Annotated in this window: 20 protein-coding genes; 6 read left to right on the forward strand and 14 right to left on the reverse strand. The window is 64.6% G+C overall.

Annotated elements, in window-relative coordinates:
- Positions 1 to 22 precede the first annotated feature (22 nt).
- The 7 genes from QX039_RS18845 to QX039_RS18875 all read right to left on the reverse strand — a co-directional run bounded on the left by QX039_RS18845 (position 23) and on the right by QX039_RS18875 (position 7093).
- Complete coding sequence (locus QX039_RS18845; protein ID WP_315772197.1) at positions 23 to 871, reverse strand: carbohydrate ABC transporter permease; 849 nt, start codon at positions 869 to 871, stop codon at positions 23 to 25.
- Positions 864 to 1805 carry a sugar ABC transporter permease gene (locus QX039_RS18850; protein WP_315772198.1) on the reverse strand — a complete coding sequence of 314 codons (942 nt, stop codon included), beginning with the start codon at positions 1803 to 1805 and terminating at the stop codon, positions 864 to 866. The genes QX039_RS18845 and QX039_RS18850 overlap by 8 nt, the downstream gene beginning before the upstream one ends.
- Position 1806: 1 nt before the next feature.
- Positions 1807 to 3066, reverse strand: a complete 1260-nt coding sequence (locus QX039_RS18855; RefSeq protein ID WP_315772200.1) for an extracellular solute-binding protein — start codon at positions 3064 to 3066, stop codon at positions 1807 to 1809.
- A gap of 247 nt (positions 3067 to 3313) precedes the next feature.
- On the reverse strand, positions 3314 to 4540 hold the full coding sequence (locus tag QX039_RS18860) for a threonine ammonia-lyase (protein ID WP_315772202.1): 1227 nt from the start codon (positions 4538 to 4540) through the stop codon (positions 3314 to 3316).
- Between the two features lie 117 nt (positions 4541 to 4657).
- Positions 4658 to 5650, reverse strand: coding sequence for an N-acetyl-gamma-glutamyl-phosphate reductase (argC, locus tag QX039_RS18865; RefSeq protein WP_315737819.1), 993 nt, complete (start codon positions 5648 to 5650; stop codon positions 4658 to 4660).
- The gene (locus tag QX039_RS18870) at positions 5647 to 6312 is read right to left on the reverse strand and encodes an FMN-binding negative transcriptional regulator (protein WP_315737818.1); all 666 of its coding nucleotides are present in this window, start codon (positions 6310 to 6312) and stop codon (positions 5647 to 5649) included. Before QX039_RS18870 ends, argC begins: the two co-directional genes overlap by 4 nt.
- A gap of 250 nt (positions 6313 to 6562) precedes the next feature.
- Complete coding sequence (locus QX039_RS18875; protein ID WP_315737817.1) at positions 6563 to 7093, reverse strand: DedA family protein; 531 nt, start codon at positions 7091 to 7093, stop codon at positions 6563 to 6565.
- A gap of 270 nt (positions 7094 to 7363) precedes the next feature.
- Here QX039_RS18875 and parE point away from each other — a divergent pair, with 270 nt between their 5' ends.
- From parE to QX039_RS18895, 4 genes are all read left to right on the forward strand, one after another.
- A complete protein-coding gene (parE, locus tag QX039_RS18880; protein WP_315737816.1) occupies positions 7364 to 9427 on the forward strand; it encodes a DNA topoisomerase IV subunit B in 2064 nt (687 codons plus the stop codon).
- Between the two features lie 238 nt (positions 9428 to 9665).
- Positions 9666 to 10439: a porin family protein gene (locus QX039_RS18885; protein ID WP_315737815.1), complete on the forward strand. Its 774-nt coding sequence runs from the start codon at positions 9666 to 9668 to the stop codon at positions 10437 to 10439.
- Positions 10440 to 10641: 202 nt separating this feature from the next.
- Positions 10642 to 10827, forward strand: coding sequence for a hypothetical protein (locus QX039_RS18890; protein ID WP_315712631.1), 186 nt, complete (start codon positions 10642 to 10644; stop codon positions 10825 to 10827).
- Between the two features lie 28 nt (positions 10828 to 10855).
- The gene (locus QX039_RS18895) at positions 10856 to 11623 is read left to right on the forward strand and encodes a glucose 1-dehydrogenase (protein WP_315772204.1); all 768 of its coding nucleotides are present in this window, start codon (positions 10856 to 10858) and stop codon (positions 11621 to 11623) included.
- Between the two features lie 8 nt (positions 11624 to 11631).
- Here QX039_RS18895 and QX039_RS18900 read toward each other — a convergent pair whose 3' ends face one another.
- Positions 11632 to 13131 (reverse strand): caspase domain-containing protein, encoded by a 1500-nt coding sequence (locus QX039_RS18900; RefSeq protein ID WP_409998872.1) that lies wholly within the window; start codon positions 13129 to 13131, stop codon positions 11632 to 11634.
- A gap of 484 nt (positions 13132 to 13615) precedes the next feature.
- On the opposite strand from QX039_RS18900, the gene QX039_RS18905 reads away from it, so the two are divergent.
- Positions 13616 to 15076: a DEAD/DEAH box helicase gene (locus QX039_RS18905; RefSeq protein ID WP_315772208.1), complete on the forward strand. Its 1461-nt coding sequence runs from the start codon at positions 13616 to 13618 to the stop codon at positions 15074 to 15076.
- 348 nt (positions 15077 to 15424) lie between these two features.
- On the forward strand, positions 15425 to 16492 hold the full coding sequence (locus QX039_RS18910) for a diguanylate cyclase (protein ID WP_315737811.1): 1068 nt from the start codon (positions 15425 to 15427) through the stop codon (positions 16490 to 16492).
- Positions 16493 to 16526: 34 nt separating this feature from the next.
- Here the strand turns inward: QX039_RS18910 and QX039_RS18915 are convergent, their stop codons facing one another.
- The 6 genes from QX039_RS18915 to sufC form a co-directional block, all read right to left on the reverse strand.
- A complete protein-coding gene (locus tag QX039_RS18915; RefSeq protein WP_315737810.1) occupies positions 16527 to 17078 on the reverse strand; it encodes a TfoX/Sxy family protein in 552 nt (183 codons plus the stop codon).
- 117 nt (positions 17079 to 17195) lie between these two features.
- Positions 17196 to 17597, reverse strand: a complete 402-nt coding sequence (locus QX039_RS18920) for an iron-sulfur cluster assembly accessory protein (RefSeq protein ID WP_315772210.1) — start codon at positions 17595 to 17597, stop codon at positions 17196 to 17198.
- A gap of 61 nt (positions 17598 to 17658) precedes the next feature.
- Positions 17659 to 18030, reverse strand: a complete 372-nt coding sequence (locus QX039_RS18925) for an SUF system Fe-S cluster assembly protein (RefSeq protein WP_315772211.1) — start codon at positions 18028 to 18030, stop codon at positions 17659 to 17661.
- Positions 18027 to 19274, reverse strand: coding sequence for a cysteine desulfurase (locus QX039_RS18930; RefSeq protein WP_315772213.1), 1248 nt, complete (start codon positions 19272 to 19274; stop codon positions 18027 to 18029). The genes QX039_RS18925 and QX039_RS18930 overlap by 4 nt, the downstream gene beginning before the upstream one ends.
- Complete coding sequence (sufD, locus tag QX039_RS18935) at positions 19271 to 20584, reverse strand: Fe-S cluster assembly protein SufD (RefSeq protein ID WP_315772214.1); 1314 nt, start codon at positions 20582 to 20584, stop codon at positions 19271 to 19273. Before sufD ends, QX039_RS18930 begins: the two co-directional genes overlap by 4 nt.
- A 22-nt stretch (positions 20585 to 20606) precedes the next feature.
- Positions 20607 to 21359 (reverse strand): Fe-S cluster assembly ATPase SufC, encoded by a 753-nt coding sequence (gene sufC, locus QX039_RS18940; protein ID WP_315712154.1) that lies wholly within the window; start codon positions 21357 to 21359, stop codon positions 20607 to 20609.
- Between the last annotated feature and the right edge of the window lie 101 nt (positions 21360 to 21460).

Consider the following 21460-nt stretch of genomic DNA (forward strand, 5'->3'; position numbering starts at 1 on the left):
TGTGGTCTCCGTGAGGTCCCGTTCATCCCTTGACCGCGCCCGATGTCAGGCCAGCAACGATGTGCTTCTGCGCCAGGAGGAACAGAATGATGGTGGGCAGGATGGTCAGGGTGATGAAGGCGAGGATCAGGTGCCACTCGGACGAATACTCGCCCTGATAGACCATGATGCCGAGCGGCCATGGATACAGCGCATCGGTGTTGAGCATCACGAGCGGCAGCAGATAGGCGTTCCAGCTGTTGACGAAGGTGATGGTGCCGACCGTCGCCAGGATCGGGCGCGACAATGGCAACGTCACGTAGCGGAAGAATTTTATATAGCTGCAGCCGTCGACCAGCGCGGCCTCGAGCAGCTCGTAGGGGATGTCCTTGAAGAAGCGGCGCAGCAGCAGCACGCTCATGGCGAGGCTGAAGGCGACCTGCGGCAGCGCGACGCCGAAATAGGTGTCGAGCAGCCCGAGATCGCGCACCTTGATGAACAGCGGCAACACCGCGGTCGCCGCCGGAAACAGCAGGCCGAGCGTCAAATAGCTCAAGAGCATCGAGCTGCCGTAGAATCGGACATGGGCAAAGGTGAAGGCCGCCATCGAGGCGACGATAAGAGTCAGGACGACCGTCAGCGTCGAGATGATCAGCGAATTGCGCAGCAGCTGCCAGTAGCGCCCGGACAACAGGATGTCGGCATAGTTCTGCCACTCCCAATGCTGTGGCAGGCCGAACGGGTTGACGCGCAGCTCCCCGAGCGACTTGAAGCCACCGAGCAGCGTCGCAAGCAGCGGCACCAGCACGAAGATGGCGACGATGGCGAGGAACGCTGCCTTGAACAGCACGGCAGGATCGAACGGCGCCCTGGTGGCCTCGGCACTATTCATCGCGCATGAACCATCGCTTGTAGGTGAAGGCAAAGGTCACGCAGATCACGAACAGGATGACGCCGATGGCGCTGCCGTAGCCGACCCGCATGCGGGAGATGCCGTTGTTGTAGAGAAAGCTCACCATCGTATTCGAGGAGTCGGCGGGTCCGCCGCGGGTCAGCGGCATGACCAGGTCGAACAGCTGCAGCGAGCCGACGATGGCGAAGAACACCGAGAGCCGGATCGTCGGATGGAGCAAGGGAATGACGATGTGGCGCAGGCTCTGCGACCGCGTCGCACCGTCGATCCGGGCGGCCTCGATCAGGCTCTTGTCGATGCTCTGCAGCGCGGCGATGAACAGCATCATGTGGAAGCCGAAATACTTCCAGACGATCACGATCAGCACTGCCAGCATCGCCGTGTCGGTCGAGGCCAGGAGATGCGGCGGGTCGGCGCCAAAGCTGCGCCAGATCGAGGCGACCAGGCCGTAATCGCCGTCATAGACGAAGCTGAAGATCAGCCCGGTCGCGATCTCGGCGAGGATATAGGGCATGAAGAACAGCATCCGCAGCGCCAATGCGCCGCGGAACCGCTCCGCAAGCATCAAGGCCAGCGTCAGCGCAAGCGGTAGCTGGACACAGAGCGAGACCGCGACGATCAGACCATTGTTGCGAAGCGCGAGCCAGAACGCGCGCGTCTCCAGCACGAAACGATAGTTGTCAAAGCCGATCCAATGGGTCGGCCTGCCAAACCCATTCCAGTTGAAGCCCGAGTACCAGGCGGCCTCGCCGATCGGCAGCACCACGAACAGCGTGAACAGCAGCAGCGCCGGCGGCAGGAACAGGATCAGGACGGTGAAGCGGCCGTCCCAGCTCGGGCCACGCACCGCGCGAGACGAGAGCGATGCCGGCGACACATCCATCGCCGGCGAGCCCGCGAATGGCCTTGCCACGTCAGTTGCCCTGCTTCCGCGCCGCCTCGATCGCCTTGGCGGCGTCCTGCGGGCTCATGCTGCCACCCGCGATCTCCGCGGAGACGTCGTTGACGACGCGACCGACCGAGGGGCCGAGGCTCTGGTCATAAAAGTTCTGGTGATAGTTCGACTTCGCCAGATTGGACGCGATCTGCTTCATGAAGGAGTTGTTGAGGCCGGCTTCAGCGCCCTGCACCACCGGGATGATGAAATTCCCTGCCGCCAGCCGTGTCTGCACATCTTTCGAGATGAAGTACTTCAGGAAATCGACCGCTTCCTTCGGCGAGCCCTTGGTGACCAGCCAGCCGGTGATGCCGCCGAGCGTATCCGTCGGCGCCCCCTTGCCGCCTTGCACGACCGGAAAATCGAACCAGCAGATCTTGTCTTCGCTCAAGCCGACCTTGTCGGCGGCGAGCGCCCGCTGGAGATTGTAGACGGAGCTGATCGCGAGCGTCATCGCCGCCTTGCCATCGCCGAAATAACCGAGCGCCTGTGGATTCTTGAAGCCAAGAAAGCCGTTCTGGAACGGCTGCAAATCGACGAGCTGCTTGAACAGCTCGCCTGATTTGACGAAGGTGTCGCCGGCAAAGCCGCCATTCTCGCCGCGCAGCGCCGCGTCGAATGCCGGCTTGCCGCCGATGCGCACCGCAAGATGCGTCCAGTAGAAGTGCAGCGGCCATTTGTCGGCGCCGCCGACCACGATCGGGGTCACGCCGGCCGCCTTCAACGTCTTTACGGCGCTCAGCAGATCGTCCCAGCTCTTGATCGCCGTGGGATCGACCTTCGCCTTGGCCATCAGCTCCTTGTTGCAGACGAAGCCGACCTGCGAGAGCGAGATCGGAAGGCCGTAGACGTGGCCGCTATCGGTGAATGCCGCGAGCGCCGCCGGAGTCACGCTGTCGCTGTAGCCTTTCACCTGCTCGGTGATGTCCTCGAGCACGCCAGCCTCGATCTGCGCCTTCAGAACCCCGCCGGCCCAGCTGTAGATGATGTTCGGGCGGTCCTTGGATTGCAGGATGGTCGGCAGCTTGGCCTTGTAGGCCTCGTTCTCGAGGAACTGCATCTCGATCTTGACGCCCGGATGCGACGCCTCATAGGCGCGGGCCACCTCCTCCCAGATCTTCACCTGGGCCGGATTGACCTCGATATGCAGCCATTTCACGGTCGTATCGGCGCTCGCGGCGTTGGCCCAGAGCAGGCATGCGGCAGCGGCGAGTCCCAGCTTCGCGAGCAGTCTCATCAGAAATCCTCCCAACCGTCTTTTTTGTTGCGGTAATCCTGTCCTCATTTTTTGAGGTACGCAACTGAAATTCTGACCGAGCAAACCTCAAACGTGTTCGCATTTGCGAACAGCTTCACGAGCAGACAGAGAGATTGCTAATTGGACTGAACAAGAATCGGCGGGCAGCCGCGCGCGCCTTTCGCCTGGAAAATGCGGAGCGGACGTCTGCCGCACCGCGAAGGATCTGCTGGAGATCGCCTGACGCTCAGGTGCAGCGCGCCTTGAAATCGGCGGCCACCAGTTTTGCCATCACGTCGTTGAGATGCGCCTGGTCGCGCGTCTCGATCACCAGCTCCAGCAAGGTCGCCTTCGCCGGCAGGTCGGAGAACGTGCGCTGGTGCGACACCTCGATGATGTTGGCGCCTGCGTCCGCCAGCAATGTGGAGACGGCAGCAAGCTGTCCGGGACGATCGACGATGTCGATCGACAGCTGCGTCAGCCGCCCCTCGCGCGCCAGCTCGCGGGTGAGGACAGAGGCGATAAGCCGGGTGTCGATGTTGCCGCCGCTCAGCACAAGCCCGACATTGCGTCCGGCAAACTGCGCGGGGTGCGCGAGCACGGCAGCGAGACCGACGGCGCCCGCGCCTTCGACGACCGTCTTCTCGATCGAGATCAGGGTGGCGAGCGCCCGCTCGATCTGCGGTTCGGTGACGAGCAGGATGTCGTCGACGAGATGGCGGATGATCTCGGTCGTGATCCGGCCCGGCGATTTCACCGCGATGCCCTCGGCGAGCGTGTCGCCGCGCATCGGTAGCTGACTGCTGCGGATGGCGTTGTACATCGACGGATAGAGCTCGGCCTGAACGCCGACGATGCGCAAGCCCGGCTTGATCGCGCGCGCCGCGACTGCCATGCCGGAGATCAGCCCGCCGCCGCCGATCGGCACCACGAGCGTATCGAGCTCGGGGACCACCGCGAGCATCTCCAGCGCCACCGTGCCCTGCCCCGCGATGATCAGCGGATCGTCGTAAGGATGGATCATGGTCATGCCGAGAGCCGCGCCATGCTCCCTGGCGAACGCGCCCGCCTCCTCCAAGGTGGCGCCGGAAATCACGACCTCGGCGCCGTGCCGCCTGGTGTTCTCCACCTTCACCATCGGCGTGCCCACCGGCATCACGATGGTCGCGGGAATGCCGAGACGCCGCGCGTTGTAGGCGACGCCCTGCGCGTGGTTGCCGGCCGACATCGCGATCACGCCGCGTTCGCGCTGCTCGGCGGACAGCGCATTCAGCCGGTTCAGCGCGCCGCGCTCCTTGAACGAGGACGTGAACTGCAGGTTCTCGAATTTCAGCCAGATGTTGCATCCGCAGATCTCGCCGAGCGTCCGGCTCTGGTTGCAGGCGGTCGCGAGTACGGCGCCGTGGATGGTCGCCGCGGCGGCTCGCACATCGCTCACGGTGACGGGCAGCGCATTCAGATCGGTGGGGGTCATGGGTCTGCCCATTCCTCAGCGTGCGTCGTTGCACAGCGCGGCCGGCGGAACGCCGGCCGTCGCATGATGTTGCCGATCGTGCCGGGCGCTTCCGCGACCGGATGATCCAGATCGATCTCAGCTGCCGAGATCGGGCAGCCCGAGCATCAGCCGCATGTTCTGCACGGCCGCGCCCGACGCGCCCTTGCCGAGATTGTCGAGCCGCGCCACCAGCACCGCCTGGTGATGCTTGTCGCTGGCGAAGACGTAGAGCTCGAGCTTGTTGGTCTCGTTGAGCGCCTCCGGCTCCAGCCGGCCGCTCTTGGCCGCCGCACCATCGAGCGGCATCACCGAGACGTATTGGCTGCCGGCATAGTGCTTCGCCAGGGCGGCCTGCAGGTCTGAGCCAGACGGCTTGCCCGGCAGCGTGTCGAGCTGCAGCGGCACCGAGACCAGCATGCCCTGCCGGTAGTTGCCGACCGAGGGAATGAAGATCGGCCGCCGGGTCAGCCGCGAATAGAGCTGCAGCTCAGGCAGATGCTTGTGCTCGAGGCCGAGACCGTACAGCTCGAAGTTCGGCGCGGTGCCATTCTCAAAGGCCGCGATCATCGTCTTGCCGCCGCCGGAATAGCCGCTCACCGCGTTCACCGTGACGGGATAGTCCTGCGGCAGCAGGCCGGCATCGACCAGCGGCCGCAGCAGCGCGATGCCGCCGGTGGGATAGCAGCCGGGATTGGAGACCTTCCGTGCATTCCGGATCTTGTCGGCCTGGTCGGCGGCCAGTTCGGGGAAGCCATAGGCCCAGTCCGGCGCGACCCGATACGCGGTCGACGCGTCCAGCACCTTCGGCGCGGCATTTCCCATGCCGTCGATCAGCGCCACCGTCTCCTTGGCCGCATCATCCGGCAGGCAGAGGATGACGAGATCGACCTCCGCCATCAGCGCCCGCTTGGCCGCTGGATCCTTGCGCTTGTCCTCGGCGATCGTCTTCACGACGATGTCCGGCTGGTGCCGGAGCCGCTCGGCGATTCCCAAGCCGGTCGTGCCCGAGCCGCCGTCGACGAACACGGCGCGCGCCGCAGCCCCGGAGGCGGTGTGAGCTTTCGGCAAGTTGCTATCGATCACGGTCATGACACGCTCCTTGAGGGGTGGGTTCCGCCGGCAAAGGCCTGGGGCCGCGCCTGCCGCATGAGAGACGATATCTGTTGCGAGCCGATGTCGGGCCGCTCGCCGAGCCGGGTTGCGACCGCCGCATAGTCGGCTTCGGACTTGTGCTGGTTGAGCTTGAAACTGCCTTCGACCTGGTCGATCGTCATCACGATGCCGACGATCGCCTTGCGCATCGCCTCAAGCCGGCCAGCGCTCATCTTGTCCGAGGTCCACGGCGTTTTCGGCAACAGCCTTTGCTCGAACTTGGCACTGACCGCATCCACCTGCTCTGCGAGTTCCGCCTCCGACAGGATGCGTGCCGGGCCGGTCAGATGTACTGCCTGATAAAGCCAGGTCGGCACCTGATCGGGCGAGACGTACCAGTCGGCCGACACATAGGCATCGGCGCCGTTGACGGCGAGCAGCCACGGCGTCGCGCCGTCGGCGAGCTTCGCCAGCGGATTGCCGCGGGCGACGTGGAAGAACGCCTGCGGCGTGCCGTCGTTGAGCGCCCCGAGATGAAACGGCACGGAGGACGCGATCGGCTTGGTGCCGTCCGACGCGCACACCGTGCCGAAGCCGCGCGCGTCTGCAAAGCCGAGGCTCGCGGCGCGATCGGGCTTGAAGGGTGGTGGCGTGTACATCGGAAACTCCTGCTGGACGAAGGAGCCGCCTGATCAATCGCGCTGCAAGGAGAAAGTCTGCCGCGGGATTCGGATCCGGCGGCAGGGGCTGTGATCTAGACGCAGATCATCGCCCGTACCGCGGGGGTACGACGGCGCATTTCGGCGATCATGTTGGTCGCTGCGTTGATCATGGGGGCAGGCCTATAAGGCCGCCGGGTTCCTGCGTCAAGCTCGCAAGTCGGCCCGGTTCCCGTTTTTAGGGCTGGCATCAGACCGCATGCCACAGCCATTCCATGATGCGCCCGATGATGTCGCCGAACAGCAGCAGCACCGCCGACCACACCAGCGCCGACACGAAGTTGGCGATCTGGAACACCATGTAGGGCATCTCGAAAATGCCCGCCGCCAGCGGCACCGATGCACGCAACGGGCCGAAGAACCGGCCGATGAAGATGCTCGGCACGCCCCAATCGCGCACGAAGGCCTCGCCGCGCGGAAGCATCTCCGGGTAGCGCGACAGTGGCCACATCTGGGCGACACGATCCTTGTAGCGGTAGCCGAACCAATAGGAGAGCCAGTCGCCGAGCGCGGCGCCGATGCCCCCGGCCAGCCATATCGGCCAGAAGCTGATCCCGGTGGCGCCGATCAGGGCGCCGATCGCGACCAGGGCGCCCCAGGCGGGAATCAGGAGTGAGACAAAGGCCAGGGACTCGCCAAAGGCAAGCAGCAGGACGATCGGAGCAGCCCAGGCCTGATGGTCGCGCACGAAGTCGGCAACCGCGCGGCCAAAATCTTCCATCTGCTCGACGCCTTTCTGCTCCGGGGCGCTTAAGTGCTTGAAGGCCTTCGCGGTTCCCTGGCGCAGACTGGTACGCCACCGAACCCGCCCACTTCAAGTCACAACAACCGGCTGAACCGCGTGAACAGCGTCGATCCGGCGATCGGAACCGGCCAAGACGTGGCGGGCCGGTGAACGTCGTTGTTTCCCGGGTCATTGTTTTATGCCGGTCCATGGCATAGTCAGGCCCAACGATTCGTTCCATCTTGCGCACACGCAACATCAGATTCCATGGGTAAGCCGTTGAAATCAGCTGCAAAAGCCAAGGCCAAGGGCGTCACGGACCCGTTGGCGGCGTTCGCCGCAAAGGGCAAGGCTCCGGCCAAGCCAGCCGCCCGCTCTGCGGGTGCCGAGGGCGATTACACTGCCCGTGACATCGAGGTCCTCGAGGGCCTGGAGCCGGTGCGGCGCCGCCCCGGCATGTATATCGGCGGCACCGACGAGAAGGCGCTGCACCACCTGTTCGCCGAGGTCATCGACAACTCGATGGACGAGGCGCTGGCCGGCCACGCCACCTTCATCGAAGTCGAGCTCGACGCCGAAGGCTTCCTCACCGTGACCGACAACGGCCGCGGCATTCCGATTGATCCCCATCCCAAATTTCCGAAGAAGTCGGCGCTCGAGATCATCATGTGCACCCTGCACGCGGGCGGCAAGTTCGATTCCAAGGTCTACGAGACCTCGGGCGGCCTGCACGGCGTCGGCATCTCCGTGGTGAACGCGCTGTCGACCCGGCTCGAGGTTGAGGTTGCCCGCAACCAGAAGCTCTACCGCATGGTGTTCGAGCGCGGCCACCCGAAGGGCAAGCTCGAGGAGGTCGGCAAGGTCGCCAACCGGCGCGGCACACGGGTGCGTTTCCAACCCGACCCGACCATCTTCGGCGCCAAGGCGACGTTCAAGCCGCAGCGCCTGTTCAAGATGGCGCGCTCGAAGGCCTATCTGTTCGGCGGCGTCGAGATCCGCTGGAAATGCGATCCGTCGCTGCTGAAGGGCATCGAGGACGTTCAGCCCGAGGCGACCTTCCACTTCCCCGGCGGCCTGAAGGACTATCTGGCCGCCGCGATCCATGCCGACACGCTGGTCCATCCGGATATCTTCGCCGGCAAGTCGGGCCGCACCGGTGGCCATGGCGGCTGCGAATGGGCGGTGGCCTGGACCGCGGACGCCGACGGATTCCTGTCCTCCTATTGCAACACGATTCCGACGCCCGACGGCGGCACGCACGAATCCGGCATCCGCAGCGCGCTGCTGCGTGGCCTGAAGGACCACGCCGAGCGCGTCGGCCAGGGCAAGCGCTCGGCCAACATCACCTCCGAGGACATCATGGCGGGCGCCGCCATCATGCTCTCGGTGTTCGTGCGCGAACCGGAATTCCAGGGCCAGACCAAGGACCGTCTCGCCACGGCAGAGGCCCAGCGCATCGTCGAGCAGGCCGTCAAGGACCCGTTCGATCACTGGCTGTCGGGCAATCCGGTGCAGGCGAATCGCCTGCTCGATTTCGTCATCGAGCGCGCCGAGGAGCGTATCCGCCGCCGTCAGGAAAAGGAGACGGCGCGCAAGACCGCGACCAAGAAGCTGCGCCTGCCCGGCAAGCTCGCCGACTGCACCGACGCGGGCACCGAGGGCTCCGAGCTGTTCATTGTCGAGGGCGATTCGGCCGGCGGCAGCGCCAAGCAGGCGCGCGACCGCAAGAAGCAGGCGGTGCTGCCGCTGCGCGGCAAGATCCTCAACGTGGCCTCGGCCGGCAAGGACAAGCTGACCGCCAACGCCCAGCTCGCCGATCTCGTGATGGCGATCGGCGCCGGCACCGGCACGTCGTATCGCGAAGAGGATCTGCGCTACCAGCGCATCATCATCATGACCGACGCCGACGTCGACGGCGCCCACATCGCCTCGCTGCTGATCACCTTCTTCTACCGGCAGATGCGGCCGCTGATCGACGAAGGGCATCTCTACCTCGCCGTGCCGCCGCTCTACCGGCTCACCCATGGCAGCAAGACGTTCTACGCGCGCGACGATGCCCATCGGGACGAGCTCCTGAAGCGCGAGTTCAATGCCAACGCCAAGGTCGAGATCGGCCGCTTCAAAGGTCTCGGCGAGATGATGCCGGCCCAGCTCAAGGAAACCACCATGGATCCGGCCAAGCGCACCCTGCTGCGCGTGGTTCTGCTGGCCGAGGATCGCGACGGCACCGCCGACTCGGTCGAGCGGCTGATGGGGACCAAGGCAGAGGCCCGCTTCGCCTTCATTTCGGAAAAGGCCGAATTCGCCAGCGACGAGCTGCTCGACGTCTAGCTTTTGACCCGATTTCACGCCTCGATTGCAGGTTCCATTCGCTCGCCTGGGCCTGCTTTTCTCTTTCTGTTTCAGTTGTTTACAGAAAGCTAAGGCGTCCCGCACCGCACTTTCCCCTCCGGTGTGGTCAACCGGCAACAGCTTTTGGGCACCAATCGGCTATAGTTCGGGCACATCTGGCGAGGGAATCGCCGCCGCAACCCGGCACCTGCGACATGACGATCTTGGGGAATTGAATATGAAAAAGCTTTTGCTTGCTGCCACTGCGCTGGTTGCGATCACGGGTGCCGCTTCGGCTGCTGATCTGGCGGCTCGCCCCTATGTGAAGGCTCCGATGATGCCGGTGGCGCCGAGCTGGACCGGCTTCTACATCTTCGGTGGTGCCGGCGGCGGCATCTGGGATGCAGACTCGCACACCAACTTCAACGGCGTGCCGGTGACGATCGATCAGCGCGTCGGCGGCGACGGCTGGTTCGGCACAGTCGGCGCGGGCTATGACTGGCAGTTCAACCCGACCTGGGTCTTCGGTGTGTTCGCTGACGGCCAGTTCGGCAGCCTGCGTGGCACCGTGCAGGATCAGTTCGCTGCCCTGACCGGCCGGATCAAGATGGAAACCGCCTGGGCCGCTGGCGCTCGCGTCGGCTACCTGGTTGCGCCGAACGTGCTGTCCTACGTCAACGCCGGCTACTCTGGTTCGCACTGGTCGGGCACCGGCCTGACCACCCTCACCGGCGCGGCGTCCGGCTTCCACACCGACTCGTTCAACCGCAATGGCTGGTTCGTCGGCGGCGGCGTCGAGAACAACCTGAACATCTTCGGCATCTCGGCGCCGGGCTGGTTCATGAAGACCGAATATCGCGCTGCCTATTACGACCGGAAGGACATCGCGGTCCGTACCGACGTCGGCAACCTCGTGACGACCGACTCCGTCAGCTTCAAGCCGTGGGTGCAGACCATCAGCACCTCGCTGGTCTACCGCTTCAACTGGACCGGCCCGGTCGTCAAGTACTGAGCCGAACGCACTCGATCTTTCAATAATTCTGCGAAAAGCCCCGGTTGATCCGGGGCTTTTTGTTTTTGGCTCGGATATTGGCGGCTGGAGCCGCTGGTCATCTGCCGCGCCGGCCGCTAGCCTCCTCGTCACAAAACTTCACAAAAAAGACGGCAGCAGCGTTTCCGATGCTGTGACGCGGTCGATGAGGGAGGAAGTGGCCATGCGGAAATTCCTGATGATCGGCGGCCTGCTTCTGCTCGCCATCGGCCTGCTCTGGGTCGGTCAGGGCACCGGGGTCGTGGCATGGCCGCGGACGAGCTTCATGATCAACCAGCTGCAGTGGGCAGGCTACGGCGTCGGCATGGGTGCGCTCGGCCTGGTGATGATCTGGCAGGGCACCTGCTGATCTCTGACCACAACAATGGAGACACCGCATGGCGGACCGTTTCGACCTGAGGGGCAAGGTTGCGATCGTGACGGGCGGCAACGGCGGAATTGGCCTGGGGATGGCGCGCGGGCTTGCCGATGCCGGCGCTGACATCGCCGTGGTCGGCCGCAACGAAGCCAAGTCGCAGGCGGCAGTTGCCGATCTGGCGGCGCGCGGCGTCAACGCCATCGCTGTCACGGCCGACGTCAGCAACAGGGACGACGTCACCGCCATGGTCGCGCGCGTGACCGGCGAGCTCGGTCGCATCGACATCCTCATCAACAATGCCGGCATGAGCATCCGCAAGCCGCCGCACGTGCTCGAGCTGGAGGAGTGGCAGGAGGTGATCGACACCAATCTCACCAGCGCCTTCCTGTGCTCGAAGGCCGCCTACCCGGCCCTCAAGGCGAACGGCGGCGGCAAGATCATCAACATCGGCTCGATGCTGTCGATCTTCGGCGCCAGCTTCGCGCCGGCTTATGCGGCCAGCAAAGGCGGAATCGTGCAGTACACGCGCGCCTGTGCCTGCGCCTGGGCGCCCGACAACATCCAGGTCAACGCGATATTGCCGGGCTGGATCGACACCGACCTGACGCGCGCGGCGCGCAGCCAGATCGACGGCCTGCACGACCGCGTGCTGGCGCGCACGCCCGCGGCACGGTGGGGTGACATCGACGATTTCGCCGGCATCGCCACGTTTCTGAGCTCATCGGCCTCGGACTTCGTCACCGGCACAGCCATTCCCGTCGACGGCGGCTATTCGATCATGGCGTAGCCGAGGCCTCAGCGACGAAAGCTCTTGATCTCGGAAACGCTGCCGTCACGATAGGCCAACTCCACCGAGACGAACTTCGTCGCCGGCGGCAATTTCAAATAGGGCGTGGCGTTGGATGGAATCGCAATGGGATCGCGCATGTCGCAGCCGGGCATGTTCAGGACCTTGTCCGGCACGGCCGTGTCGATACCGATGCGGACCTCGCGGATCGCGCAGCGATACGACATCAGGTGCGTGTAGTAGACTAGGAGACCGTTGAACTCGCGGAACGACAGCCAGCTCGTCGCCGTCATGTCGAGGATCTTGCGCTGGTCACGCACCAGCGCGGCCTCCGGCTCGAAGCGGATCGGGAACGGTCCCTGCATCTCGCCGGATGCATCGACATAGCGGACCTGGATGGTGCCCGCGGGCGCATCCGCCGACAGCTGGATCGAGGGATTGGGCATGCGCTTGCGCGTGCGCGGATCGAGCACGTCCATGAAGCCGGTCTCGCGAAAGTCCCCTGCCTCACCCATGCGCCAGGAAATACCGAGCGTCGGATCGGCGATCGAGAACGTGACGGTCCAGCCGCCATTGTGGCGCGAGAACATCGCGATCGGCGCGTTCAAGCTTTCGCTCGCCGGAGGGATGCGTGGCGCAGAGACGGGAGGCAGCGCCGCGAGCTTCGGCTGCGGCTCGGCCGGCTTGTCGGCCGCGGCCGGGCCCTTCGCCATGCCGTTGAGAAACACATCGTCGACCATCTGGTCGAAATAGACCGGAATCTGCTTGTGCCGCACGGTCTCGGCGAGTTCGCTGACCAGACGGCGGGTGCGCTGTGCGACCTGCACCAGATTGACGCCGGGCTGCGTCAGCTCCTTGGCGAAGGTGCGCGTGAACACCGAGTTCGGATTGGCGTCATCGTTGGAGAGCCGATCGAGCGCGGTCTGGCGCGGACCGGCCGAGAACACCGAGAATACGCCTTCGGGCAACTGCGTCATCGGGGCCAGGCCACCCCCGCCCGCCACCGCGCGGGTGCCCGAGCGCTCGAACGGATTGTTGCGGCAGGCGTCGAACACCAGGATCGAGGTGCGCGCCTTCTTGTTCTGCAGCCGCTCGATGACGCGGTCCGCGAGGATCGAGGCGTCGCGCACCAGCTCCTCCTGCCCTTCGGTCGCCGCCGGCACGTCGGTCGGCAGCAGGAAGTTCTGACCGGCAATCTCGAAGCCGTGGCCGGCATAGAAGAAGAATGCCGTGTCGCCCGGCTCGACGGAATTGTCGAACGCCAGCAGCGTCTGGCTGAACTGCTGGCGACTGAGATTCTCCGCGACCATGACATTGAAGCCGAGCTGCTTCAGCGTGTCGCCCATCGTGCGCGCGTCGTTGACGGCCTTCTGCAGCTTCGGAACGTAGCGGTAGTCGTTGTTGCCGATCACGAGCGCAACGCGCTTCTCGGCATGCGCGGCGGCCGGCGCCAGAACCACCGCCGCCATCGCCAGCCCGCACGCCAGCCACGTCCGCATCGATCTCATCGTCCGTCCCTGCCTTCATTGCGTGGGCTGCCGCCATCGATAGTCGGCGGCACGCCGCCACCGGTTCATCTCCGAGGCGCCCGCGGGCCGCTCCAACTCCCTGCCGAACACACGCCGCAATTCCGTCGACAATTCGACCAGAGCGCTTTCCGCCAACGGCCGGCCAGAGCTTCGGAGCAGCCGAATACGACAGCTCGACGACAGGTTGCCCGCAAATAATGCAAAAACATTAAGCTTTTTCGGTACTTCGTTCCCCTCTTCCATTGACTTTGCAGGATTCGCCCCTATCTTCCGCAGCAGCGCGGCCGGATCGCATCCGATTCCTGAGAGATTGACCGCAGGTCGGCGTTAGTCAGAAAACCCCCAGCTTCCTTAGAGCATGCCGTTTCGGGGTTGAGCGCGACCACAGCCTTTTACCCCTCGATTCCTAACGGCGGCGTCGAACAGAGGCCCCGTGCCTATCGGCGCGTGACATAGAGGCTCGATGTCTTTTTCCAATCTCGGCTTGTCCGACAAGGTGTTGGCTGCAGTTGCGGCCACCGGTTACACCACCCCCACGCCCATTCAGGAACAAGCGATTCCTCACGTCCTGGCGCGCCGCGACGTGCTCGGCATCGCCCAGACCGGCACCGGCAAGACCGCCGCGTTCGTCCTGCCGATGCTCACGATCCTCGAGAAGGGCCGCGCCCGCGCACGAATGCCGCGCACCCTGATCCTGGAGCCGACCCGCGAGCTGGCCGCCCAGGTCAAGGAGAATTTCGATCGCTATGGCGCCGGGCAGAAGCTCAATGTCGCGCTCCTCATCGGCGGCGTCTCCTTCGGCGACCAGGACGCCAAGCTGACCCGCGGGGTCGACGTGCTGATCGCCACGCCGGGCCGCCTGCTCGACCATACCGAGCGCGGCGGATTGCTGCTCACCGGGGTCGAGCTCCTGGTCATCGACGAAGCCGATCGCATGCTCGACATGGGCTTCATCCCGGACATCGAGCGCATCTGCAAGCTCGTCCCCTTCACCCGCCAGACGCTGTTCTTCACAGCAACCATGCCGCCGGAAATCCGGCGCATCACCGAAGCCTTCCTGCACAACCCGCAGAAGGTCGAGGTCTCCAAGCCGGCCACGACCGCCGTCACCGTGACCCAGTTGCAGGTCCCATCCGGACGCGAGGCGCATCAGAAGCGCGAGGTGCTGCGCAGGCTGTTGCGGAACGCCAAGGATCTCAACAACGCGATCATCTTCTGCAACCGCAAGCGCGACGTCGCCATCGTTCACAAGTCGCTGCAGAAGCACGGCTTCAGCGTCGGCGCCCTGCACGGCGACATGGACCAGTCGGCCCGCACGGCCGCGCTCGATCAATTCCGCAAGGGCGAACTGCCCTTGCTCGTCGCCTCCGACGTCGCCGCACGCGGCCTCGACATTCCGGAAGTCAGCCACGTCTTCAATTTCGACGTGCCGCATCATTCCGACGACTACGTTCACCGCATCGGCCGCACCGGCCGGGCCGGACGGACCGGCACCGCAATCTCGATCGTGGCCCCGGCCGACCAGAAGTCGATGGTCGCCATCGAGAAGCTGATCGGACAGGGCATTCCGACGATCGAGGGCGACTACGAGGTGCAGGAATCCTCGGGCGACGAGGACACGCGTGAGCGCCGTCCGCGTGACGCCTCGCGTCGCGGCAGCCGCGGCAAGGCGCGGGAGCGCGATGCGGCCCCTCGCGAGCGTGATGCAGCCCCGCGCGAGCGTGAGCCGCGGGCGGCAGCGCCGCGCGCCGCACAGGCAAATTCTCCTCGGCCTGCCGCGCCGAGCGCTCGCAAGGAACAGCCTCGTAACGAACAGCCTCGCAATGAAGCGCGGCGGCCGCGGCGCGACCTCGACAACGAGCCCGCTGATCACTCACATCTGCCGGCGTTCCTGCTTCGCCCGGTGAGGGCACCGCTTCCCTGAGCAAGCAAGATTCCGGGCTGTTCCAAATGCGGTCGCCCGGAACGTCGCGTCCGCAAAAAGATCAGCTGCCGCTTCCGTCAGACATGAGACCTAAGTCGACGACAGCGCTGAGCTATCAGCGAGGCGCACACCCGAGCGAACAGCTCCAGCCCGCTTCAGCAAGTTCCCAGAAGCGTCATATGTAGCTTATTGAACATATGAGGTGACGTTCCCGTATGCGTGGCTTGGGCGTATCCGGGACTCTACGGCCGTATTTACCCCTGGTTCACAAACGTCCTTTAGCTTGGCCGGCATTGTTTATTTCATTGCTGTGACGACGGCGACGCGGGCGATTGGGGAGAACCTGTGGTGGTCAATGCGCTTGACGAACACGAACGCACGATAGGCTTCGCCGAAGTCGCGCTCAGCCAGATCAGAACGCTTCGCCATTCGGCCAATCCGCGCAATTACGAGGTCTGGTACGTCTACGCGACGGGCTACAACGCACCGCTGAACGAGATCATCAACGAGACGCTGTCGCGCAACGGCAAGCTGTCGCAGTCCGATCTCGATCAGCTGTACGACTCCTACCTCGCGCAGCTCAAGACGTCGGATCGCATCGACAAGGTCGGCGCGCGCGTCGTCGGCGAGATCGACGACTTGGTGAACATGCTCACCGATGCTCTCGGCAGAACGGCGAGCTACGATGCGAGCCTCGCGGGCGCCGATCAGCGGCTCGCGTCGGCGACCAGCCGCGAGCAATTGGTGGACATCATCGAGGCGCTCACCGATTCGACCAGACAGATGCGCGAGACCAACCGGATCCTCGAAGAGCGGCTGACGCTGTCGAAGGACGAGATCAGCGGGCTGCAGCATAGCCTGGAGGTGATCCGGGCCGAGAGCCTGACCGATCCGCTCACCGGCCTCGGCAATCGCAAATATTTCGACCGGATGATCGAAACGACCGTGCAATCGGGGCTAGCGACCCAACAGCCGCTGTCGCTGCTGATGTTCGACATCGACCATTTCAAGTCCTTCAACGATTCCTACGGACATCTCACCGGAGACCAGGTGCTGCGCCTGGTCGGAATGACCCTGAAGCACGCCATCAAGGGGCAGGACATCGCGGCGCGCTACGGCGGCGAGGAATTCGCCGTCGTGCTGCCGAACACCTCGCTGCAGCACGCGCTGACAGTCGCCGATCACATCCGCCGCGCCGTGACGGCGAAGGAGCTGAAGAAGAAGTCGACCGGGGAGATCCTGGGACGTGTGACGATCTCGGTCGGCGTGTCGCTGCTGCGGGCCGGCGACGATACCGATACGCTGATCGAACGCGCCGACGCCTGCCTCTATGCCGCCAAACGCAACGGGCGCAACAAGGTGGTGTGCGAGAACGATCCCGAATACGCGACGACGACGCGAGGTCGGGTGGCCTGACTGCGACGGTGCCGGCGTTGCCCCGGCAGCAGCATCAACGCGTCCGCGATGATGGCGTGCGGGATTTCTGTCGGCCCGACGCTGCTGTCGCACTGCGCGTCTTGCGACCTGCCGCGGGCGCTTTGCGGATCGTCTTGGCGACCTTCCGCGTCTTGGCCGGCTTGGCCGTTTTCGCCGCTGGCTTGGTCGCACCGGGCTGCACCCCGCCACGTGCCGGACCCTGCTCGCGCCCGCGGCGAGATGCCGCCCGCTTCCTGGTCTGCTTGCTCAGGGCCGCTCTTTGCGCCGCTGCAAACGCATCTCGGGCCCATATCGCGAACTCGTCGGAGTCGTCGAACAGATGCGCCGGCACTTGCCAATACGAGCGCACCGTCATGGTCCGCGCGCGGGTCTCGTAGGAGAACGGCTTGGATCCGGCCTCCTCGAACCTGGCAAAGCTGGTTTCATCAGCACGGAGATAAAGGCCGCTGCGCAGCGCAAGCGCGAAGTTGATGCCGTCGGCGGAGATGCCGAAGCCGGAGAACATCCGCCGGATCGTGACCGGACCGAAACCGGCGAACAGATCGATCAGGAATTCGCGGTCCATCGCACCAGCTCTCGCCAACGCCCCAGTTGCCCGCCTGGAGTTTTCGGTCGAGAGGGTGGCGCGTGTCAATGTCCGCAACGCGACAGCTCCGGTGCCGCCCTGGCTGAAAGCGGACGATCAGACCTCGGCCGGCTTGAGCTGAACCGACTCGCCGCAGCCGCAGGCGCTGATCTGGTTCGGATTGTTGAACACGAACTGCGCCTGCATCTTGTCGGCCTGATAGTCCATCTCGGTGCCGAGCAGGAACAGAACCGCCTTGGGGTCGACCAGGATCTTGACACCCTTGTCCTCGACCACCTCGTCGGTCGGCCGGATATCATGGGCATATTCGACCGTGTAGGACTGCCCGGCGCAGCCGCCGTTCTTGACACCGACACGCAATCCGATGATCTCGGACTCGGCGCGATCAGTGAGCTCACGGATGCGCTTGGCCGCCGCATCGGTGAGCCGCATCACCTGCGGACGGGGCCGCGGCTTGGGCTTGGCGACAGGAGCTGTCGTATTCGTCGTGCTGGTCATGGCGTCATCCCGGCGGGGTATGTGATCCGCCCTTACTATTCAAACTTCGTGCCCGCTCGTCTCACCACATGTTCAGGACGAGCCGGGCCTCGTCGCTCATCCGGTCCGGAGTCCATTGCGGCTCCCAGACGATGCTCACATTGACCACGCCGACCCCCGGAACGCTGGCGATCGCGTTCTCCACCATCGTCGGCAGCTCGCCGGCCGCCGGGCAATTCGGTGTCGTCAGCGTCATCAGGACGTCGACGCTGCGGTCGTCCTTGATGTCGACCTTGTAGATCAGACCGAGCTCGTAGATGTCGGCCGGAATCTCCGGATCGAACACCGTCTTCAACGCGGCGATGATCTCGGCGGAGAGCCGCTCGGTCTCCTCCGGCGGCAGCGCCGACTGCGTTTCGACGGTCTGGGTTTTGACTTCGGCCGTGTCGGTCATGCAAACAATTCCCGCGCCTTGATCAATGCCTGTGCCAGCTGATCAACCTCTTCCCTCGTATTGTACATGCCAAACGAGGCCCGGCAGGTCGCCGTGACGTTGAATCTCTCCAAAAGCGGCATCACGCAATGCGTGCCCGCCCGCACCGCGACGCCCTGGCGATCGATCACCGTCGCAATGTCATGCGCATGCGCGCCCTTCATCTCGAACGAGATCACCGGGCCCTTGCCCTTGGCGGTGCCGATCAGCCGCAGCGAATTGATCTCGCGCAGCCGATCCTGGGCGTAGGTGAGCAGATCATGCTCGTGCGCCGCGATCCGCTCCTTGCCGACCGAATTGACGTAATCGATCGCAGCGCCCAGCCCGACCGCCTCGACGATCATCGGCGTGCCCGCCTCGAATTTGTGCGGCGGATCGCCATAGGTGACCCAGTCGCGCGCGACCTCGCGGATCATCTCACCGCCGCCATTGTAGGGGCGCATGGCAACGAGGTGGTCGTACTTGGCGTAGAGCACGCCGATGCCGGTCGGCCCGTACAGCTTGTGGCCGGTGAAGACATAGAAGTCGCAATCGATGTCCTGGACATCGATTGCGAGGTGCACGGCGGCCTGGCTGCCGTCGACCAGCACAGGGATGCCGCGCGCATGCGCTGATCGCACGACCTCCTTCACCGGAACCAACGTGCCCAGCATGTTCGACATCTGCGTGATCGCGACCAGCTTGGTTTTCGGCGTGAGCAGCTTCTCGAACTCGTCGATCAGGAAGTTGCCGTCGTCGTCGACCGGAGCCCACTTGATCACGGCGCCCTGGCGCTCGCGCAAGAAGTGCCACGGCACGATGTTGGAATGGTGCTCCATGATCGAGAGCACGATCTCGTCGCCTTCACCGATGTTCGGTCCGCCCCAGGAGGATGCGACGAGGTTGATCGCCTCGGTCGCGTTGCGGGTGAAGATGATCTCTTCACTGCGCCGCGCGTTGAGGAAGCGCGTGACACGCTCGCGGCCGCCCTCATAAGCTTCGGTCGCGGCATTGGCGAGATAGTGCAGGCCGCGATGCACGTTGGCGTATTCGCTGGTGTAGGCCTGCGTCATGCGGTCGAGCACGGCGCGCGGCTTCTGCGCCGACGCCGCATTGTCGAGATAGACGAGCGGCTTGCCGTAGACCTGCAGCGCCAACGCCGGAAAATCTTCGCGGATGCGGGCGACGTCGTAGGAGCCGTTTGAGACAGCGGGATGCATGCTCATGCGCGCGCCTCCATCCAGTCCTGGGCGGCGGCGATGACGCGCTCGCGCAGGCCATCATCCTCGATCGCCTCGATCGCCTCACCGACGAAAGCCTGGATCAGCAGCGCCTGCGCCTGCTTCTCGGGCAGGCCGCGGGCGCGCAGATAGAACAGCAGGCTTTCGTCGAGCGCGCCGGCAGTGGCGCCGTGGCCGCAGGAGACGTCGTCGGCGAAGATCTCGAGCTCCGGCTTGCTGTCGGCCTCGGCCTCGTCGGACAACAGCAGCGCCCGCGTCATCATCTTGCCGTCGGTCTGCTGCGCGTCGGGGCGCACGATGATACGGCCCTGGAATACCGAGTGGGCACGATCGTCGAGCACGGCGCGGAAGTTCTCGCGGCTGGTGCAGCCGGGCACCGCGTGATCGACCACCAGCGTCAGGTCGCCATGCTGCTTGTCGCGCAGCAGGTTGACACCGTTGATGATCAGCTCGCTGCCTTCGCCCTTGAGAGTAATGAAGCCCTGCAGACGACTGACGGCGCCGCCTGTTGTCATGTTGAAGATATTGAGTTTCGACCGCGCACCGACCTCGTACTTGGCTGAAGTGATGTTAACGGCGTCCCTGGCATCGCGCATCAGGCGAATGGTGGACAGCGCAGCGTCATCACCGAGGGACACGACCACGGCGTCATTGGCCTGATAGCCTGAGGCACCATCGGCTGCGATCGCGCTTTCGATCAAAGTCGCCTGCGCGCCGTTCCCCACCGAAAGATGCGAGCGGCTGGCACGCGATGCTTGCGATGCTGTCGCGATGTGAATGATCTGCAGCGGGTTCGAGAGCTTTGCACCATCCGCCACGGAGATCAGGACACCATCGGTCGCAAGCGCCCCGTTCAAGATGACCATGGCATCGTTGACGGTCGTTTCCAGCAGCCGCTCGCTGCCGGCGCTCTGCAGCGCCTCGCGCAGCGTGTGAACCTTGACACCATCCTCGGAGGCCGAAATATCCGAGAGCTCCGCCACGAACACGCCGTCGACCAGCACCAGCTTCCGAGCACCGTCGACGGCAACAGAAGCCAGCACGGCTTTGGCCCGCGCCAGCGCCGCCGCGTCCGGCGCGCCTGCCAGCGGCAGCACCTCGCGCATCAGCACACGAAGATCGGTGTACTTCCATTCCTCGATACGACGGTGCGGCAGGCCGGTGCGCTCGAAAGCCGCGAAGGCTTCGCGCCGGATATCAGCCACCTTGCCGATGCCGGGCAGACGGCCCAAAGCGGCAGAGAGCAAGCTGCTCGCCGCCGGACCGCTGTCGTTCTTGACCAAAGCTACGTTCATCACAGATCCATTCACGCAGCGATCAGGCCGCGTCTTCGAACTGGGCGTAACCGGACGCCTCGAGCTCCAGCGCGAGCTCCTTGCCGCCGCTCTTCACGACGCGGCCCTTCGACATCACGTGAACGACGTCGGGCACGATGTAGTTCAGCAGCCGCTGATAGTGGGTGATCACGATCATCGAGCGCTCCGGCGAGCGCAGCGCGTTGACGCCGTCGGCGGCGATGCGCAGGGCATCGATGTCGAGACCGGAATCCATCTCGTCGAGGATGCAGAGCGACGGCTGGAACAGCGCCATCTGCAGCACCTCGTTGCGCTTCTTCTCGCCGCCGGAAAAGCCGACATTGACGCCGCGCTTGAGCATGTCCTGCGGAATGCTGAGCGATTTCGAGATCTCGCGCACCTTCCTGAGGAAATCCGGCGTCGAATACTCCTCCTCGCCGCGCGCCTTGCGCTGCGCGTTGAGCGCGGTGCGCAGGAACGTCATGGTCGCGACGCCTGGAATCTCGACCGGATACTGGAACGCCAGGAACACGCCCTTGGCGGCGCGCTCGTCCGGCGCCATCGCCAGGAGATCCTCGCCCTTGAACAGGATCTCGCCGCCGGTGACCTCATAGCCCGGCTTGCCGGCGATGACATGGGAGAGCGTCGACTTGCCGGAGCCGTTCGGCCCCATGATGGCGTGCACCTTGCCGGCGTCGATCGAAAGCGTCAGGCCGTGGAGAATCTCGCGCTCCTCGACGCGGACCTGCAGATTGTTGATTTCGAGTAGTGCCATAATCTGTTTCCGCTCAACGCTTGCCCTGGAGCAACCGATCGATCGGGTCCGAGGGCGGATGATGTTGATGTCAGCAAGAGCGGGCCGCGCCGCGGACCCGC

The sequence above is a fragment of the Bradyrhizobium sp. SZCCHNR1043 genome (assembly GCF_032489675.1).
In the GTDB taxonomy this organism is placed as follows: Bacteria; Pseudomonadota; Alphaproteobacteria; order Rhizobiales; family Xanthobacteraceae; genus Bradyrhizobium.

Coding starts and splice junctions, on each gene's coding strand:
- QX039_RS18860 (WP_315772202.1), bottom strand. CDS start 4,540: ATGACCCCCACCGATCTGAATGCGCTGCCCGTCACCGTGAGCGATGTG.
- parE (WP_315737816.1), top strand. CDS start 7,364: ATGGGTAAGCCGTTGAAATCAGCTGCAAAAGCCAAGGCCAAGGGCGTC.
- QX039_RS18855 (WP_315772200.1), bottom strand. CDS start 3,066: ATGAGACTGCTCGCGAAGCTGGGACTCGCCGCTGCCGCATGCCTGCTC.
- QX039_RS18925 (WP_315772211.1), bottom strand. CDS start 18,030: ATGACCGACACGGCCGAAGTCAAAACCCAGACCGTCGAAACGCAGTCG.
- QX039_RS18915 (WP_315737810.1), bottom strand. CDS start 17,078: ATGGACCGCGAATTCCTGATCGATCTGTTCGCCGGTTTCGGTCCGGTC.
- QX039_RS18885 (WP_315737815.1), top strand. CDS start 9,666: ATGAAAAAGCTTTTGCTTGCTGCCACTGCGCTGGTTGCGATCACGGGT.
- argC (WP_315737819.1), bottom strand. CDS start 5,650: ATGACCGTGATCGATAGCAACTTGCCGAAAGCTCACACCGCCTCCGGG.
- sufD (WP_315772214.1), bottom strand. CDS start 20,584: ATGAACGTAGCTTTGGTCAAGAACGACAGCGGTCCGGCGGCGAGCAGC.
- sufC (WP_315712154.1), bottom strand. CDS start 21,359: ATGGCACTACTCGAAATCAACAATCTGCAGGTCCGCGTCGAGGAGCGC.
- QX039_RS18920 (WP_315772210.1), bottom strand. CDS start 17,597: ATGACCAGCACGACGAATACGACAGCTCCTGTCGCCAAGCCCAAGCCG.
- QX039_RS18890 (WP_315712631.1), top strand. CDS start 10,642: ATGCGGAAATTCCTGATGATCGGCGGCCTGCTTCTGCTCGCCATCGGC.
- QX039_RS18900 (WP_409998872.1), bottom strand. CDS start 13,131: ATGAGATCGATGCGGACGTGGCTGGCGTGCGGGCTGGCGATGGCGGCG.
- QX039_RS18905 (WP_315772208.1), top strand. CDS start 13,616: ATGTCTTTTTCCAATCTCGGCTTGTCCGACAAGGTGTTGGCTGCAGTT.
- QX039_RS18895 (WP_315772204.1), top strand. CDS start 10,856: ATGGCGGACCGTTTCGACCTGAGGGGCAAGGTTGCGATCGTGACGGGC.
- QX039_RS18930 (WP_315772213.1), bottom strand. CDS start 19,274: ATGAGCATGCATCCCGCTGTCTCAAACGGCTCCTACGACGTCGCCCGC.
- QX039_RS18845 (WP_315772197.1), bottom strand. CDS start 871: ATGAATAGTGCCGAGGCCACCAGGGCGCCGTTCGATCCTGCCGTGCTG.
- QX039_RS18875 (WP_315737817.1), bottom strand. CDS start 7,093: ATGGAAGATTTTGGCCGCGCGGTTGCCGACTTCGTGCGCGACCATCAG.
- QX039_RS18870 (WP_315737818.1), bottom strand. CDS start 6,312: ATGTACACGCCACCACCCTTCAAGCCCGATCGCGCCGCGAGCCTCGGC.